Below are 16,136 nucleotides of genomic sequence, written 5' to 3'. Positions count from 1 at the left end.
CCATGAACCAGTCCAAGCGCATCGATCCCCTGCTCAAGCGGGCCCAGGAACACGAGGACGCAGTCGCCCGCGATCTGGCCGAACGCCAGCGCGTGCTCGATACCCATCTATCGCGACTGGACGAACTGCGCCGCTATGCCGAGGAATATGCGAACGCGCAGATGGCAGCGACCAGCCCGGCGCAGCTGCTGAACCGGCGCGCGTTCCTCGACCGTCTCGACAGTGCGGTGGAGCAGCAGCAGGCCACGGTCAACGGCAACCGCGAAAAGGTGGAAGCCGAGCGCGCCCGCCTGATCCTGGCCAGCCGTGACAAAGCTGTGCTGGAACAGCTGGCCGCCAGCTACCGCGCACAGGAAAAGGTGGTGACGGACCGCCGCGACCAGCGCGAGATGGACGACATTGGCGCGCGTCGCGCCCGCCTGGTGCAGGCCGAAGATCAGGACGGCGCCGAGCAGGGGGGCCGCTCGTGATGCCCGCGCCATTGGCCAGCAGCGCCAACGCGCAGCCACAGCATTCCGGCAGCAGCGCACCCCGCGCGCCACGCGGTGATGGCAACAAGGGGTTCAGCCAACTGCTGCAGGGTGGCTCGCCGGGTGCCGATGCACCCTCGAAACCCTCGAACTCGCCTATGCCGTCCACGCAGGGACCGGCATCGGACAGCACTGGCCAGGCCGGCGCCGAGCGCAGGCCGGACAGCACTGCCGTCCCCGAAGAGACCGCCGCCACGGTGCCCACAGCACCGGCCAAGCCGGTTGCCGAAAAGGACACCCCGGCGGCGACCGAGGAAGCCCCTTGGCCGCCACTCGGCCTGGCCGGGCTGGTGCTGGCGGTACCCGCGCCTGCCGATCCTGCCGCCGCTCTGCCAACAGTGGCCGCAACGGCTACCGACGCAGACGGCAACGCACTACCCGCCCCCGCCGCACTGCCGGCCGTCGCAGCCCTGCCATCCACAGCGGCGGCTGCCACATCGTCCACCACCAGCAGCGGCACCGACCAGACAGCCACGCTGCCGTTGTCTGAACTGGTGCTGCCCGGCAAGCGCATCGAACGTGGCGAAGACAGCGACGCACCCCTCATCGGCGACCGTGCCGCAGCGCCGCTGCTGCATGCGCCGGGCAATGCGGCCGTGCAGGATCTGAAGGCCGCGCTGGCCACCGGCAATGCCATCTTCAATGGCGAGCCGACGCCGAAGCCGGTGCTCGGTGACGATGGTTTCGACCAGGCCATCGGCGCGCGCCTGGGCTGGCTGGCCGACCAGAAGATCGGCCACGCCCACATCCGGTTGAGCCCGGACGACATGGGCCCGGTCGATGTGCGCCTGCAGTTGAACGGCGACAAGGTGCATGCCAGCTTCAGCAGCCCACACGTGGATGTGCGCCAGGCACTGGAAAGTAGCCTGCCGCGCCTGCGCGAACTCCTCGGCGAGCAGGGCTTCCAGCTGGCTCATGCTGATGTTGGTCATCAGGCGCCCGGTGGTGACGGCAATGCGTCAGGCCAGGCCAGTGGCGGCGGCATCGCGGGTGACGGAGAACCGTCGCCGGGCGAGGCCAGCGTGTCGTCCGCGCAGTTGATCCGCCAGCGCGGGTTGCTGGACGCGTACGCCTAACAAGCGTGCCAACCAAGGTTGGCACCCACCAGAGCGGGACGGTTGGCACCCACCAGGGCACCGGGGCAATAGAGCAGCAGCTACCCGTATCGCGTTGGTGGGTGCGGAGCTTGCTCCGCACGGCCCTACCGGCACCCCGACGGAATTCCGTCGCACCCCTCTGCCCCGGCTCCGGCACACCCCTTGCATATCCCGGTGAAGCAACCCTCAGGAGCTTCACCCCGTGGCCGCAGCCGCTGACAAAACCAAGAAGACCGCCGAGAAGGACAAGGCCGCCAAGCCGCGCAGTCCGATCCTGATCACCGCACTGGTGGCCGTGCTCGCTGCCGCTGCCGCCGGTGGCGGCGTCTGGTTCTTCACCCAGTCCAAGCACGAAGAGAAGACCGCGCAGGCCCCGAAGAAGGCCAGTACTCCGGCACCGGCGCAGTACTTCGCGCTGGACCCGGCGTTCGTGGTCAATCTCAACGGCCCGGTCGACGGCCCGCGCTACCTGCAGCTGGAAGTGCAGCTGATGACCCGCGACCCAGCCGCACTGGAAGCGATCAAGACGCATGCGCCAGCCATTCGCGCACGCCTGCTGATGCTGTTCTCGCAGGTCAGCCCCGACCAGATCGCCGACATCGCCGGCAAGCAGAAGCTGCAGGCCGCTTCGCTGGCCGAAGTGCAGAAAGTGCTCAAGGCCGAGACCGGCAGCAACGGCGCCGACGATCTGCTGTTCACCAGCTTCGTGACCCAGTAAGGGCCCACCGATGAATGATCTGCTGTCCCAGGACGAGATCGATGCCCTGCTCCACGGCGTGGACAGTGGCGCGGTCGAGACCGATGCGGAACCGCCGTCAGGAGAAGCACGTTCGTACGACTTCGCCAGCCAGGACCGCATCATCCGCGGTCGCATGCCGACCCTGGAAATGGTCCACGAGCGCTTCGCGCGCCTGTGGCGGATCGGCCTGTTCAACCTGATCCGCCGTTCGGCCGAACTGTCGGTGCGCGGCATCGAACTGATCAAGTTCAACGACTACATGCACTCGCTGTATGTGCCGACCAACCTGAACCTGATCCGCTTCAAGCCGCTGCGCGGTACCGGCCTGATCGTGTTCGAACCGACCCTGGTGTTCGCCATCGTCGACAACTTCTTCGGCGGCGACGGGCGCTACCCCACCCGCATCGAAGGCCGCGAGTTCACCGCCACCGAAATGCGGGTGATCCACCTGCTGCTGAAGCAGACCTTCGCCGACCTGCGCGAGGCCTGGGCACCGGTGATGGACGTCGACTTCGAGTACATCAACTCGGAGATCAACCCGCACTTCGCCAACATCGTGACGCCGCGCGAGTACGTGGTGGTGTGCCGGCTGCACGTCGAGCTCGACGGCGGTGGCGGCGACATCCACGTCACCCTGCCGTATTCGATGCTGGAGCCGATCCGCGAGCTGCTCGACGCTGGCATCCAGAGCGACCGCAATGATCGCGACGAAAGCTGGGGCCAGACCCTGCGCGAACAGCTCAACATCGCCGAGGTGACCCTGTCCAGCGTACTGGCCAGCAAGCGCATGACCCTGCGTGACCTGACCCAGCTGAAGGTCGGCGACATCCTGCCGATCGAGCTCAGCCCGCAGGTGCCGCTGTGCGTGGAGAACATCCCGGTGTTCACCGGCGAGTTCGGCATCGCCAACGGCATGAACGCCGTGAAGATCACCGCTACCCATCCGCCGGGCACCCGCCCGCGCGCACCCGTCATCCAGGAAGACCCGCAATGAACGATATCGACGCCCTCGAACCGACCCCGGCCCAGTTCGGCACCCTGCAGGCCGAAGAAGGGGCCGGCGCCGACCTCAACCTGGACGTGATCCTCGACGTGCCGGTGACCCTGTCGCTGGAAGTCGGTCGCGCCCGCCTGCCGATCCGCAACCTGCTGCAGCTCAACCAGGGCTCGGTGGTGGAACTGGAACGCGGCGCCGGCGAATCTCTGGATGTGTTCGTCAACGGCACCCTGATCGCCCACGGCGAGGTGGTGGTGATCAACGACCGCTTCGGCGTTCGCCTGACCGACGTGGTCAGCCCGAGCGAGCGGATCCGGAGACTGCGTTGAGCCTGCTGGCCTCCACACTGCTGGCGGTCGGCAAGACCGCCGCTCCGGTCGGCCCGCAGATCGGCCAGCACGCAGCCGCCGCACCGAGCCTGTTCGGTGCGGTGCTGGCGCTGCTGGCAGTGCTGGCGCTGGTCATCGGCCTCGGCTGGCTGCTAAAGCGCCTGCCCGGCAGCGGCTTCCGCCCGGCCGACGGCATGAAGGTGGTGGCCAGCCTGAGTGTCGGTGCCAAGGAGCGCGTGGTGGTGGTCGAGGTCAACGGCCAGCAGCTGCTGCTGGGCGTCACCGCTGGCGGCATCAACACCCTGCACACCCTGCCCGAACCGCTGCCGCCGCCCGCGCCGGTGCGCGTGCCGGACTTCAAGAACCTGCCGAATTTCGCCCAGCTGCTGCAGCAGCGGCTGCGCAAGGATCCCTGACATGCGTGTCACCCGTACCCGTCTTGCCACCCTGATGCCGTGGCTGCTGATGCTCGCCATGTGCCTGATGCCGGCGCTGGCCTTCGCCGCACCCGGTGCCCCGACCACGCCGCTGCCGGACATCAATGTCGGCAAGATCGGCGGTGCTCCGGTCAGCCTGCCGCTGCAGACCCTGCTGCTGATGACGGCGATCACCCTGATCCCGTCGATGCTGCTGGTGCTGACCTCGTTCACCCGCATCATCATCGTGCTGGGCCTGCTGCGCCAGGCGCTGGGCACCGGGCAGACGCCGTCCAACCAGGTGCTGCTGGGCCTGGCACTGTTCCTCACCGCAATGATCATGCTGCCGACCTGGGACAAGGCCTGGAGCACCGGCATGGCGCCGTACCTCAACGGCGAGATCGACTTCCAGACCGCCTGGACGCTGACCACCACGCCGCTGCGCGGCTTCATGCTGGCGCAGATCCGCGAGACCGACCTGATGACCTTTGCCGGCATCGCCGGGCATGGCACCTACGCCAGCCCCGATGCGATCCCGTTCCCGGTTCTGGTCGCCTCGTTCGTTACCAGCGAGCTGAAGACCGCCTTCGAAATCGGCTTCCTGATCTTCATCCCGTTCGTGATCATCGACCTGGTGGTGGCCAGCGTGCTGATGTCGATGGGCATGATGATGCTGTCGCCGATGCTGGTGTCGGCACCGTTCAAGATCCTGCTGTTCGTGCTGGTGGATGGCTGGGTGCTGACCGTCGGTACCTTGGCGGCGAGCTTCAATCCGGCGTGATCGAGAGGCAGTCGAGCATGGCTCGACTCTACAGAAGCACAGTCGAGCATGGCTCGACGCTACATGAGCAGATGGAACCCGAATGACTCCCGAACTTGCCCTGACCGAACTGCGTGGCGGCCTGATCACCGTGTTGTGGGTGGCCGGCCCGCTGCTGCTCACCGTGCTGGTGGTCGGTGTGGTGGTGGGCGTGGTGCAGGCCGCGACCCAGCTCAATGAGCCGACCATCGCCTTCGTTGCCAAGGCGGCGGCGCTGACCGCAGTGCTGTTCGCGCTGGGCAGCCTGCTGATCGGCCACCTGGTGGAGTTCACCACGCTGCTGTTCCAGCGCATTCCACACCTGATCGGCTAGGACACGCGCCTCGATGGACGCCGCCACCCAGATGGCTGCCGACGGCCTGCAGGCCTTCGGCATGATCGGCACCGTGCTGTGGACCATGCTGCGCATCGGCGCAGTGGCCATGGCCATGCCGATGGTCGGTACCCGTGCCGTACCCGCGCGGGTGCGCGTGGTGCTGGCTGGCACCCTGGCCATCGCACTGGCGCCGCTGCTGCCGCCGGTACCGGACTGGACCGGTTTCGATGCCGCCACGGTGCTGACCATCGCCCGTGAACTGGCCATCGGCGTATCCATCGGCTTCCTGCTTCGGCTGGTGTTCGAGGCCGGCGCGATGGCCGGCGAACTGATCGCCCAGGGCACCGGCCTGGCCTTCGCGCAGATGAGTGACCCATTGCGTGGCGGCACCTCCGGCGTGATCGGCCAGTGGTTCTATCTGCTGTTCGGCCTGCTGTTCTTCACCGCCAACGGGCACCTGGCGCTGATCTCGCTGGTGGTGGACAGCTACCGGGCGCTGCCGATCGGCGCCCCGCTGCCGGACCCGCACGCCTTCTTCAGCATCGCCCCAACCTTCCTGCTGACCGTACTGCGCGGCGCATTGACCCTGGCGATCCCGCTGACCGTGGCAATGCTGGCGGTGAACCTGGCGTTCGGCGTCCTGGCCCGTGCGGCCCCAGCGCTGAACCCGATCCAGCTCGGCCTGCCAGTGTCGCTGCTGCTGGGCCTGTTCCTGCTGGCGCTGCTGGCCGGGGAAATGGGTCCGCCGGTACAGCGCCTGTTCGATGCCGCCTTCCAGGCTGCGGACACGGTCACACACTGACCGGATCATCACGTTTTACTGCTTGCCCTTCCCCCGGGTCTGCGCGTTAGAGTGAATACGCGGCAACCGGGGGGATGCCGCACGTGGCCGGCGCCGTGCGTCGGCCTGCCTCATGCATGCCCCACCGTGGTTTCCGTCGACAGGCAGGTCCGGGAGACTGACGAATGCTGGTAGGCACGTACAACCCGTGGCTGGTGGCGATCTCGCTGCTGGTTGCCGTGATGGCTTCGTACACCGCGCTGGCGATGGCCGGGCGCACGGTCACTGCACCCGGCAAGGGCGCGGCGTGGTGGTGGCGCCTCGGTGGTGGCTTCGCCATGGGCCTGGGTATCTGGTCGATGCACTTCATCGGCATGCTCGCCTTCGACCTGCCCATTCCGCTCGGCTACGACCTGCCCATCACCCTGCTTTCCCTCGCATTGGCGATCGCCTCATCGGTGTTCGCGCTATGGCTGGTTTCGCTGCGTACCCTGCCCCACCCACGGCTGGCCGGTGGCGCGCTGCTGATGGGCACCGGCATTGCCGGCATGCATTACGTTGGCATGGCCGCAATGCGCATGCAGCCGGGCATCGACTACGACCCGGGCTGGCTGCTTTTTTCGCTGATGGTGGCGGTGGCCGCCTCGTGGACGGCGCTGTACGTGGCGTTCCGCCTGCGCGCGCAGCGCACCCGTGTCGGCGACCGGCTCGCGGCTGCCGGCCTGCTCGGGCTGGCCATCGTCGGCATGCACTACACCGGCATGGCCGCCGCGCGCTTTCCGGAAGGCAGCATCTGCGGCGCAGCCGTCGGCGATGGGCTGCAGAGCGAATGGCTGGCCATGCTGGTGGTGGTGCTGACCGTCGCCATCCTGGCCGTGGTGCTGGTGGTCTCCTGGCTGGACCAGCGGGTGGAGGCGCAGCTGCTGCGCCTGCGCAATTCCCTGTTGAGTACCTCACTGACCGACGCACAGCAGGAACTGACCCAGGCCGCACTGCACGACCCGCTTACCCGCCTGCCCAACCGCCTGCTGCTGCAGCGTCGCATCGTGCAGGCGCTGGCCGAGGCCGAACAGGGCGGCAGCCGCTTCGCGGTGATGTTCATGGACCTGGATGGCTTCAAGCAGGTCAACGATGCCTACGGCCACCAGGCCGGCGATGCACTGTTGGTTGCGGTGGCCGAACGCACGCGCCAGCTGCTTCGGCCCAACGACATGCTGGCCCGTCTGGGCGGTGACGAATTCGTGCTGGTGGTGCGCATCGAGCACGACGAGGACCTGCCGACTCTGGCCCGGCGCATCCTGCAGGCGGTCGGCAGCGGGCCGTTGCTGGCCGACAACGAACTGCAGGTGACCGCCAGCATCGGCGTGGCGATCTGTCCGGATCACGCTGCCAGCGAGCGGCAGCTGATGGCCTTTGCCGATGCAGCGATGTACCAGGCCAAGGAATCCGGACGCAACGCCTTCGTACTGTTCGCCGACTGGATGAATGACAGCGCCGAACAACAGTTCCGGCTGCTGGCCGACCTGCGCCGGGCCATCGGCAGCGAGCAGCTGTTCCTGCACTACCAGCCGAAGATCCAGGTAGCCACGCAGAAGGTGGCCGGTGCCGAAGCGCTGATCCGCTGGCGCCATCCGGAGCATGGCCTGATCCCGCCGGACCGCTTCATCCGGCTGGCCGAACGCAGCGGTGCGATCAATGAGATCGGGCGCTGGGCGCTGGACCAGGCCTGCCAGCAGCTGCGCCGCTGGCACGATGCCGGCCACGAGGGCTGGTCGATGTCGGTGAACCTGTCGCCGGTGCAGTTCAGTTCGCCGCACCTGCTGCAGGATGTGCGTGAAGTGATCGAACGCCACGACATTGCCCCACGCCACCTGGTGCTGGAGATCACCGAAAGCACGGTGATGCGCGATACCGATACCAGCCTGCGCCTGCTGCAGGCGCTGTCGGCACTGGGCGTGGGCATCTCCATCGATGACTTCGGCACCGGCTATTCCAGCCTGCTGTACCTGAAGCGGTTGCCGGCCACCGAAATCAAGATCGACCACGCCTTCGTACGCGACCTGGAGCACAGCGCCGAGGACGTGGTGATCGTCTCGGCGATCGTGGCGCTGGGCCACGCGCTGGACATGGACATCGTGGCCGAAGGCGTGGAAACCGCCGCGCAGCGCGCCTACCTGGAGCGGCTGGGCTGCGATTACCTGCAGGGCTACCTGCTCGGCCGCCCGGTGGATGCCGCCCGCTTCATGCAGCTGCATGACCTGCCCCGGCCTCGGGTGGAACTGGCGCAGAGCCCGCCGACGCAGCACCCGCCGGGGTAAATCCAGGCTGCGCTCCCACCTGCACCTGCTCTGGTAGATGCCAACCTTGGTTGGCACATGAACCCATAACGGAACGGTTCTTGCACGCACCCCGGCATCCCCTGCCGCAGTGCCCGTGATGTCCGAGAACGAATCCGCCGGCGAAAAGACCGAACAACCTACCGAAAAACGCCTGCGCGACGCCCGTGAACAGGGCAACCTGCCGCGCTCGCGCGAGCTCGGAACGGCCGCCGTGTTCGGCGCCGGCGTGCTGGCGGTGATGGCCATGAGCAGCTCGATCGGCCGCGGTGCAAGCGCCTGGATGAAGCATGCACTCAGCCCGGAACAGAGCCTGCGGCAGAACCCGAAGGAACTGTTCGGCCACTTCGGCGACCTGCTGCTGCAGTTCATGCTGGTGATCGCGCCGCTGGTGCTGGTCTGCCTGCTGGCCAGCTTCGTCGCCCCGCTGGTGATGGGCGGCCTGCGCTGGTCGCAGAAGGCGATGATGCCCGACTTCAACCGCATGAACCCGATGAGCGGGCTCAAGCGCCTGTATGGCCCGGAAGCCATCGCCGAGTTCACCAAGTCGTTGTTGCGCGTGGCTTTTGTCGGCGTTGCCGCCGGGCTGGTGGTGTGGACCGGCTTCGACACCCTGCGCGGGCTGATCCACCACCCGCTGGAGACCGCCATCACCGACGGCCTCGGCTTCACCCTGCGCCTGCTGCTGGCCACCGCCGGCGCGATGCTGGTGCTGGCGGCCATCGACGCCCCGTACCAGCGCTGGAACTGGATGCGCAAGCTGAAGATGACCCGTGAAGAGCTGCGTCGCGAAATGAAGGAAAGCGAGGGCAGCCCGGAGGTAAAGGGCCGAATCCGCCAGCTGCAGCAGCAGATGGCCAACCGCCGGATGATGGAGGCGGTGCCCACTGCCGACGTGGTGGTGGTCAACCCCACCCACTACGCGGTCGCCCTTAAGTACGAGGGCGGCGCCATGAACGCCCCCACCGTGGTCGCCCTGGGTGTGGATGAGACCGCCCTGCGCATCCGTGAAGTGGCCGACGGCAACAAGGTGGCGATCGTCTCCGCCCCGCCTTTGGCACGCGCCTTGTATCGGGAAGGCCAACTCGGAAAGGAAATCCCCGTGAGACTGTATTCGGCCGTCGCCCAGGTCCTGTCCTACGTCTACCAGCTGCGCGCCTGGCGCACTGGCCCGATGCCGGACGCCCCGCACATCCAGGTGGATGAATTCGGCAAGGGAGGCCGCCCGTGAGCGCCCAGCCCTCCACCGGTTTCAACACCCGCCGCGCGCTGGAAATGATCCGCCAGGGCCTTGGCGCACCGCTGATCGTGCTGGCCCTGCTGGCCATGGTCGTGGTGCCGCTGGCCGCGCCGGTGCTCGATGCCCTGTTCACCTTCAACATCGCCATCTCGCTGATGGTGCTGCTGGCGGTGGTCTACGTGAAGCGCCCACTGGATTTCACAATCTTCCCGATCGTGCTGCTGATCACCACCATGCTGCGGCTGGCGCTGAACGTCGCCTCCACCCGCGTGATCCTGCTGAACGGCCAGAACGGCCATGACGCCGCGGGCAAGGTCATCGCCGCCTTCGGCGAGTTCGTGATCGGCGGTAACTACGCGGTCGGCATCGTGGTGTTCGCGATCCTGACCATCATCAACTTCGTGGTCATCACCAAGGGCGCCGGCCGCGTCTCGGAAGTGACCGCGCGCTTCATCCTCGACGCGATGCCCGGCAAGCAGATGGCGATCGACGCCGACCTCAACGCCGGTTTGCTGACGCGTGAAGAAGCCAAGCTGCGCCGCGAGGAAGTCCGCGAGGAAGCCGATTTCTACGGCGCGATGGACGGTGCCAGCAAGTTCATCCGTGGTGATGCCATTGCCGGCATCCTGATCCTGTTCATCAACATGCTCGGCGGCCTGGCCGTAGGCGTGCTGCAGCATGGCATGCCGTTCGGCGATGCCGCTGCCACCTACACCCTGCTGTCGATTGGTGATGGCCTGGTGGCGCAGCTGCCGGCGCTGCTGGTCTCCAGCGCCGTGGCCATGCTGGTCACCCGTGCCTCGCGCTCGCAGGACATGGCCCAGGCCATGACCGGCCAGGTGTTCGGGCAGTACCGTGCGCTGGCGATCACCGCCGGCATCATCGGTGTGGTCGGCCTGGTGCCGGGCATGCCCAACGTCGCTTTCCTGACGCTGTCCGCGATCCTCGGCTTCATCGCCTGGAAGGTCTACCGAAAGGGCAAGGCCGCGGCCACCGATCCGGCAGCCGCAGGCAATGACGCTGCCGCGCTCAACGCACTCGGCCGCCCGGCCGCGCCGGCTCCGACTGCCGAACTGAGCTGGGACGAACTGCGCCCGGTCGATCCGCTGGGCCTGGAGGTCGGCTACCGGCTGATTCCGCTGGTGGACAGCAGCCAGGGCGGCGAACTGATGGCACGCATCAAGGGCGTGCGCCGCAAGCTGACCCAGGACGTCGGCTTCCTGATCCCGTCGGTGCACATCCGCGACAACCTGGAACTGCCGGCCAACGGCTACCGCGTGCTGGTGCACGGCGTACCGGTGGCCACCGCCGAGATCCACCCCGACCGCGAACTGGCGCTGGACCCGGGCAGCGCCCTCGGCGCACTGGAAGGCATCGCCGGCAAGGACCCCGCGTTCGGCCTGGACGCGACCTGGATCCAACCGCACCAGCGTGCCCAGGCTGAAACGCTGGGCTATACCGTGGTCGATCCAGCCACCGTGGTCGCCACCCACCTCTCGCACCTCATCCGCGAACACGCGCCGGAACTGCTCGGCCACGAGGAAGTGCAGCACCTGCTGGCCAACCTGGCCAAGAGCGCACCCAAGCTCGTCGAAGATCTGACGCCGAAGGCGCTGCCGCTGTCGGCGGTGGTGCGCGTGTTGCAGAACCTGCTGATCGAGCGCATTCCGATCCGCCAGCTGCGCAAGATCGCCGAAGCACTGGTCGAACACGCTCCGAACAGCCAGGACCCGGCCGTGCTGACTGCCGCCGTGCGCACCGCACTGGGTCGTTTCATCGTGCAGGAGATCGCCGGAATGTCGGCGGAGCTGCCGGTGTTCACGCTCAACCCACAATTGGAACGTGTCTTGCAGGAGTCCACGCAGGGCAACGGCGCCGCGCTGGAACCCGGACTCTCTGAGCGACTGCACCAGAGCCTGGCCGAATGCGTCAGCAAGCAGGAAGCCCGCAACGAGCCCGCGGTCGTGCTGGTACCTGGCCCGGTGCGTGCCGCGCTGGCCCGCCTGGTCCGCCACAGCGTTCCGTCGCTGTCGGTCCTGGCCTACAGCGAGGTGCCGGAGGACAAGCGCCTGAAGCTGGTCGGAACGATCAGCTGACGCCGCCCTCCGATGCGCCAGAAAACAGACACCACTTTCGAACCAACGCAACAGACAGATACCAAGGGGAACCCGCACCGTGCAGACCACCGACCACCCGAGTTCTCCGACCGCCACCCCGCCGTCTTCGTCCCGTGACCACAGCATGAAAATCAAACGATTCGTCGCCGCCGACATGCGCTCGGCCATGAACCTGGTGCGCAAGGAACATGGTCCTGACGCCGTGATCCTGTCCAACCGCCGGATCGAGGAAGGCATCGAGATCGTCGCCGCCGCCAACTACGACGAGAGCGCCGTGCAGCGTGCACTGGAAGCCTCGCGTCGTGACATCGCTCCGCCGCCGGCGCCGAAGCCGCGCACCGCCGCCGACGCGGTGATCGCCGCGGTCACCCGCCGCCGCAGCAATACCCCGGCACCGGAACCGGTGGCCGCAACCACCTCGGCCGTGGCTGCCCTCGCCCGCGCTGCGGTCGGCGCCACCGGCCGCACCCTGGACAGCGCCGACGAGATCGTGCCGACCCGCGGCAGCACCGGCTTCGCCGCCACCCTGGCACGCGCCGCCGTCAACGAACCGGCGCTGCCGGATCAGATCTTCGCTCCGTTCGCCGAAGCCATCGTCGCACCGGCGCCCAGCACCGCCGCACCGGCCAACCGCGCCCGCTTCCAGATCGACCCGCCGCACGAGACGCATCACGAAAGCGCGGCGTCGGCCGTGCAGCCGCCGCCGCTGCCGACCGCTGCCGTGACCGAAGCGCAACCCGGGATCGTCGCCAGCGAACCGGCACCGGTCGAAGCCAGCGACGAAACCGGCGCTGCCCCCGTGCTGGCCCCAGCCCCGGCACTGACCCTGGTGGCCCAGGACGACGCCGAGATCCGCCAGCTGCGCCAGGAAGTGGCCGGCATGCGCCATGTGATCGAGCGCGAGATGAACCGCTTCACCGACGAGCGCCTGCGCGGCTGCCCGGTGCGCGCCACCGCGCTGGACCTGATGGACGAGTATGGCTTCGATGCCGGCCTCGCCCGCGACGTGGCCATGCAGATCCCGCTGGAGACCGAGGCCCATCGAGGCCGCGGCCTGATGCTGGGGCTGATTTCGCGCAAGCTGCCGATCGCCCCGGTCGACCCGCTGGAAGAAGGTGGCGTGATCGCCCTGGTCGGCCCGACCGGCGCTGGCAAGACCACCACCATCGCCAAGCTGGCCTCGCGCTTCGCCGAGAAGCACGCGCCGCGTGACGTGGCCCTGGTCACCACCGACACCACCCGCATCGGTGCCCGCGAGCAGCTGTACGGCTACGGCCGCCAGCTCGGCATCGCGGTGCACGAGGCCAACAGCGGCACCGACCTGGACCAGCTGCTGGAACGCCTGAAGGACTACAAGCTGGTGCTGATCGACACCGCCGGCCTGGGCCCGCGCGACCGCGCCCTGGCCGCCCAGCTGCAGTGGCTGCGTGCCGCGCGCCAGGTCCGCACCCTGCTGGTGCTGCCGGCCAACACCAGCTTCGGCGACATGGACGAGGTGGTCCGCCGCTTCGGCGCCGCCAACCTGCAGGGCTTGGTACTGAGCAAGCTGGACGAGACCGGCCGCTTCGGCAACGCCCTGTCGGTGGCCGTGGATCATGCCCTGCCGATCACCTGGGTGACCGATGGCCAGGACGTCCCGGAGGACCTGCACCGGGCCAGTGCAGCCAATCTTGTACTTCGCCTTGAAGATTTGCGCCGCGCGGCCGATATGCCCTGCAACCCGGAGTTGAACCATGCCGTCGCGTGAGTACGCCAAGCTGACCAAGACCTTCCCGCTGTCGGCCACCCGCAGCGAGCCGCTCGGCCCTGTGCGCACCATTGCGGTCACTGGCGGCAAGGGCGGCGTGGGCAAGACGAATGTGTCGGCCAACCTGGCCGTGGCACTGGCTGGCATGGGCAAGCGCACGCTGCTGCTGGACGCCGACCTCGGCCTGGCCAACATCGACGTGATCCTGGGCCTGAACCCCACCTTTACACTGGCCGACCTGGTCGCCGGCCGCTGCACGCTGGATGACGTCATCGTCGAAGGCCCGAACGGCGTGCTGGTGGTCCCGGCCGCATCCGGCCGCCGCCACATGGCCGAGCTGGCCCCGGCCGAGCACGTTGGCCTGGTCAACGTGTTCTCCGAGCTGGAGCGCGAGCTGGACATCATGGTGGTGGACACTGCCGCGGGCATCACCGATGGCGTGCTGACCTTCTGCCAGGCCGCACAGGACACCGTGGTGGTGGTCTGTGACGAGCCGGCCTCGATCACCGACGCCTACGCACTGATCAAGGTGCTGTCGCGCGAGCGTGGCGTGGACCGCATCCAGGTGGTGGCCAACATGGTGCGCGACCCCAACGAGGGCCGCGTGCTGTACGAAAAGCTGACCCGCGTCTGCGAGAAGTTCCTTGCCGATGTCTCGCTGAACTACCTGGGCTGCGTGCCGCAGGACGATTGGCTGCGCCTGTCGGTGCAGCGCCAGCAGCCGGTGGTGAAGGCCTATCCGTCCAGCCCGGCGGCGCTGGCGATCACCGAGATCGCGCGCCGTACCGCGCGCTGGCAGGCGCCGACCGAACCGCGTGGCGGCGTCGAGTTCTTCCTCGAACGCATCCTCAAGCAGCGTGGGGTGACGGCATGAAAGGCGCAGCCCAGTACAGGGAAGTGCAGCGCTCGGCGGCGAACGAAGTCATCGCCCAGCATTCGGACCTGGTGCGGCGCATCGCCCACCACCTGGCCGCGCGCCTCCCGGCCAGCGTCGAGGTCGACGACCTGATCCAGGCCGGCATGATGGGCCTGATCGAAGCCTCGCGCAGCTATGACGCCGACCAGGGTGCTTCTTTCGAGACCTACGCCTCGATCCGCATCCGTGGTTCGATGATCGACGAGATCCGCCGTGGTGACTGGGTCCCGCGCTCGGTGCACCGCCGTGCACGTGATGCCGCCGCCACCATCCGCCGCCTGGAACAGAGCAGTGGCCGTGCCGCCAGCGCCACTGAAGTGGCCGCCGCGATGGAGATGCCGCTGCCCGAGTACCTGCGGCTGATGGAAGACGCTGCACGTGGCCAGGTGCTGAGCCTGGAATCGCGCATCGAGGACCAGGGCGAGCTGGACACCGTCGCCCAGGGCGGGCCGACCCCGCAGCAGGTACTGGAGCGCGGCGAGTTCGGTCGCGAGCTGGGCAAGGCCATCGGCCACCTGCCCGAGCGCGAACAACTGGTGCTCTCGCTGTACTACGAGCAGGAACTGAACCTGAAGGAGATCGGCGCGGTGCTCGGCGTGAGCGAGTCGCGGGTCTGCCAGATCCACGGCCAGGCGGTACTGCGCCTGCGTGGCCGGCTGAAGCTGTTCGAGGCTGCCGACGCAGGCCTCGAAGAATGAACATCCCCGAGGCGGCTGCCCCCGGCCGTCCGGAATGAACAACAAAGGAATTCTGCTTTGAACAAGAACATGCGCATCCTGATCGTCGACGACTTCTCGACCATGCGTCGAATCGTCAAGAACCTGCTGGGCGATCTGGGCTTCACCAATACCGCCGAAGCCGAGGACGGGCATGCCGCGCTGTCGCTGCTGCAGAGCCAGCCGTTCGATTTCGTGGTCACCGACTGGAACATGCCGGTGATGACCGGCATCGAGCTGCTCAAGGCGATCCGTGCCGATGCCAAGCTGAAGACCCTGCCGGTGCTGATGGTCACGGCAGAAGCCAAGCGCGAGCAGATCATCGAAGCCGCCCAGAGCGGTGTGAACGGCTACATCATCAAGCCGTTCACCGCGCAGACGCTGGAAGAGAAGCTCGGCAAGATCTTCGAACGCCTGGCGGCCAGCGTCTGATGGATACCACGGTCGACAAGAACGCCCTCGCCCTGCGCCTGCAGGAGGCTCTGGACGCGCTCGAATCCGGTGACGAGGCCGCCTGGCGGCAGCGCATCGACGGGCTGGTCGCGCTGCGCACGCAGCCGATGATGAGCGGCCTCTCGCGGCTGGCCCGCGAGCTGGGACAGGCGCTGGGCGAACTGCCGACCGTGCCGAGCGAAGCCGGCGAACTGGACGACGCCTGCGCGCGACTGGACCACGTGGTGGCGATGACCGAACAGGCCACGCACCGCACCCTGGACCTGGCCGAGGAATGCCGCAGCCTGACCGAACAGCTGCGCGCCGAAGGCCTGCAGCCGGGCCAGGACGCGCAGCTCGAGCGCATCCGCCACAACCTGACCGAGATCGCCCTGACCCAGAGCTACCAGGACCTGACCGGGCAGATCATCCGTCGCGTGGTCGGCATCGTCCGCCGCGTGCACGAAGGCTTCGGCGCGCTCGGCCTGCCGCCGGAACAGCATCGCACCGACCCGGAACTGGCCGGGCCGGCACTGAAGGGACTGGACCGCCACGCGGTCTCGCAGAACGACGCCGACGACCTGTTGTCGGATCTGGGGCTGTAAGC

17 protein-coding genes are annotated in these 16,136 nt (G+C 67.8%); all 17 read left to right on the top strand.

Going from position 1 to position 16,136, the window contains the following annotated elements:
* Window positions 1–2 precede the first annotated feature (2 nt).
* Window positions 3–470 (top strand): flagellar export protein FliJ, encoded by a 468-nt coding sequence (fliJ, locus tag ACZK3J_RS10480; RefSeq protein ID WP_005416437.1) that lies wholly within the window; start codon window positions 3–5, stop codon window positions 468–470.
* Window positions 470–1,606, top strand: a complete 1,137-nt coding sequence (locus tag ACZK3J_RS10475; protein ID WP_478476884.1) for a flagellar hook-length control protein FliK — start codon at window positions 470–472, stop codon at window positions 1,604–1,606. Before fliJ ends, ACZK3J_RS10475 begins: the two co-directional genes overlap by 1 nt.
* A 223-nt stretch (window positions 1,607–1,829) precedes the next feature.
* Window positions 1,830–2,345: a flagellar basal body-associated FliL family protein gene (locus tag ACZK3J_RS10470; protein ID WP_049421892.1), complete on the top strand. Its 516-nt coding sequence runs from the start codon at window positions 1,830–1,832 to the stop codon at window positions 2,343–2,345.
* A gap of 10 nt (window positions 2,346–2,355) precedes the next feature.
* Complete coding sequence (gene fliM / locus ACZK3J_RS10465) at window positions 2,356–3,360, top strand: flagellar motor switch protein FliM (RefSeq protein ID WP_032129211.1); 1,005 nt, start codon at window positions 2,356–2,358, stop codon at window positions 3,358–3,360.
* Entirely contained in the window at window positions 3,357–3,692 is a 336-nt protein-coding gene (fliN, locus tag ACZK3J_RS10460; protein ID WP_012510967.1) for a flagellar motor switch protein FliN, read from the top strand. The genes fliM and fliN overlap by 4 nt, the downstream gene beginning before the upstream one ends.
* Window positions 3,689–4,108, top strand: coding sequence for a flagellar biosynthetic protein FliO (fliO, locus tag ACZK3J_RS10455; protein WP_032129212.1), 420 nt, complete (start codon window positions 3,689–3,691; stop codon window positions 4,106–4,108). Before fliN ends, fliO begins: the two co-directional genes overlap by 4 nt.
* Window position 4,109: 1 nt before the next feature.
* Entirely contained in the window at window positions 4,110–4,889 is a 780-nt protein-coding gene (gene fliP / locus ACZK3J_RS10450; RefSeq protein ID WP_478476882.1) for a flagellar type III secretion system pore protein FliP, read from the top strand.
* A gap of 82 nt (window positions 4,890–4,971) precedes the next feature.
* Complete coding sequence (locus ACZK3J_RS10445) at window positions 4,972–5,241, top strand: flagellar biosynthetic protein FliQ (RefSeq protein ID WP_012510965.1); 270 nt, start codon at window positions 4,972–4,974, stop codon at window positions 5,239–5,241.
* Between the two features lie 13 nt (window positions 5,242–5,254).
* Entirely contained in the window at window positions 5,255–6,046 is a 792-nt protein-coding gene (gene fliR / locus ACZK3J_RS10440; RefSeq protein WP_012510964.1) for a flagellar biosynthetic protein FliR, read from the top strand.
* Between the two features lie 164 nt (window positions 6,047–6,210).
* Window positions 6,211–8,343, top strand: a complete 2,133-nt coding sequence (locus ACZK3J_RS10435) for a putative bifunctional diguanylate cyclase/phosphodiesterase (protein ID WP_478476880.1) — start codon at window positions 6,211–6,213, stop codon at window positions 8,341–8,343.
* Window positions 8,344–8,461: 118 nt separating this feature from the next.
* On the top strand, window positions 8,462–9,592 hold the full coding sequence (gene flhB, locus ACZK3J_RS10430; RefSeq protein ID WP_134951772.1) for a flagellar biosynthesis protein FlhB: 1,131 nt from the start codon (window positions 8,462–8,464) through the stop codon (window positions 9,590–9,592).
* 44 nt (window positions 9,593–9,636) lie between these two features.
* On the top strand, window positions 9,637–11,697 hold the full coding sequence (gene flhA, locus ACZK3J_RS10425) for a flagellar biosynthesis protein FlhA (RefSeq protein WP_478476977.1): 2,061 nt from the start codon (window positions 9,637–9,639) through the stop codon (window positions 11,695–11,697).
* A 145-nt stretch (window positions 11,698–11,842) separates the two neighbouring features.
* On the top strand, window positions 11,843–13,465 hold the full coding sequence (gene flhF, locus ACZK3J_RS10420; RefSeq protein ID WP_049461532.1) for a flagellar biosynthesis GTPase FlhF: 1,623 nt from the start codon (window positions 11,843–11,845) through the stop codon (window positions 13,463–13,465).
* Window positions 13,452–14,339: a MinD/ParA family ATP-binding protein gene (locus ACZK3J_RS10415; protein ID WP_049401182.1), complete on the top strand. Its 888-nt coding sequence runs from the start codon at window positions 13,452–13,454 to the stop codon at window positions 14,337–14,339. Before flhF ends, ACZK3J_RS10415 begins: the two co-directional genes overlap by 14 nt.
* Window positions 14,336–15,079: an RNA polymerase sigma factor FliA gene (locus tag ACZK3J_RS10410; protein ID WP_049401180.1), complete on the top strand. Its 744-nt coding sequence runs from the start codon at window positions 14,336–14,338 to the stop codon at window positions 15,077–15,079. The genes ACZK3J_RS10415 and ACZK3J_RS10410 overlap by 4 nt, the downstream gene beginning before the upstream one ends.
* 57 nt (window positions 15,080–15,136) lie before the next feature.
* Window positions 15,137–15,529: a chemotaxis response regulator CheY gene (gene cheY, locus ACZK3J_RS10405; protein ID WP_164087913.1), complete on the top strand. Its 393-nt coding sequence runs from the start codon at window positions 15,137–15,139 to the stop codon at window positions 15,527–15,529.
* Complete coding sequence (locus ACZK3J_RS10400) at window positions 15,529–16,134, top strand: protein phosphatase CheZ (protein ID WP_006442968.1); 606 nt, start codon at window positions 15,529–15,531, stop codon at window positions 16,132–16,134. The genes cheY and ACZK3J_RS10400 overlap by 1 nt, the downstream gene beginning before the upstream one ends.
* The last annotated feature ends 2 nt before the right edge of the window (window positions 16,135–16,136 follow it).

Source organism: Stenotrophomonas sp. 86428_Sma, assembly GCF_056481585.1.
This window is presented reverse-complemented; position numbering and strand designations above follow the sequence as displayed.

Bases quoted from the DNA above. Each gene is read 5' to 3' on its own strand.
- fliR (WP_012510964.1), top strand. From the start codon at position 5,255: ATGGACGCCGCCACCCAGATGGCTGCCGACGGCCTGCAGGCCTTCGGC.
- fliN (WP_012510967.1), top strand. From the start codon at position 3,357: ATGAACGATATCGACGCCCTCGAACCGACCCCGGCCCAGTTCGGCACC.
- flhB (WP_134951772.1), top strand. From the start codon at position 8,462: ATGTCCGAGAACGAATCCGCCGGCGAAAAGACCGAACAACCTACCGAA.
- flhA (WP_478476977.1), top strand. From the start codon at position 9,637: ATGATCCGCCAGGGCCTTGGCGCACCGCTGATCGTGCTGGCCCTGCTG.
- ACZK3J_RS10445 (WP_012510965.1), top strand. From the start codon at position 4,972: ATGACTCCCGAACTTGCCCTGACCGAACTGCGTGGCGGCCTGATCACC.
- ACZK3J_RS10435 (WP_478476880.1), top strand. From the start codon at position 6,211: ATGCTGGTAGGCACGTACAACCCGTGGCTGGTGGCGATCTCGCTGCTG.
- ACZK3J_RS10415 (WP_049401182.1), top strand. From the start codon at position 13,452: ATGCCGTCGCGTGAGTACGCCAAGCTGACCAAGACCTTCCCGCTGTCG.
- fliJ (WP_005416437.1), top strand. From the start codon at position 3: ATGAACCAGTCCAAGCGCATCGATCCCCTGCTCAAGCGGGCCCAGGAA.
- ACZK3J_RS10410 (WP_049401180.1), top strand. From the start codon at position 14,336: ATGAAAGGCGCAGCCCAGTACAGGGAAGTGCAGCGCTCGGCGGCGAAC.
- fliM (WP_032129211.1), top strand. From the start codon at position 2,356: ATGAATGATCTGCTGTCCCAGGACGAGATCGATGCCCTGCTCCACGGC.
- flhF (WP_049461532.1), top strand. From the start codon at position 11,843: ATGAAAATCAAACGATTCGTCGCCGCCGACATGCGCTCGGCCATGAAC.
- fliP (WP_478476882.1), top strand. From the start codon at position 4,110: ATGCGTGTCACCCGTACCCGTCTTGCCACCCTGATGCCGTGGCTGCTG.
- ACZK3J_RS10400 (WP_006442968.1), top strand. From the start codon at position 15,529: ATGGATACCACGGTCGACAAGAACGCCCTCGCCCTGCGCCTGCAGGAG.
- ACZK3J_RS10475 (WP_478476884.1), top strand. From the start codon at position 470: ATGCCCGCGCCATTGGCCAGCAGCGCCAACGCGCAGCCACAGCATTCC.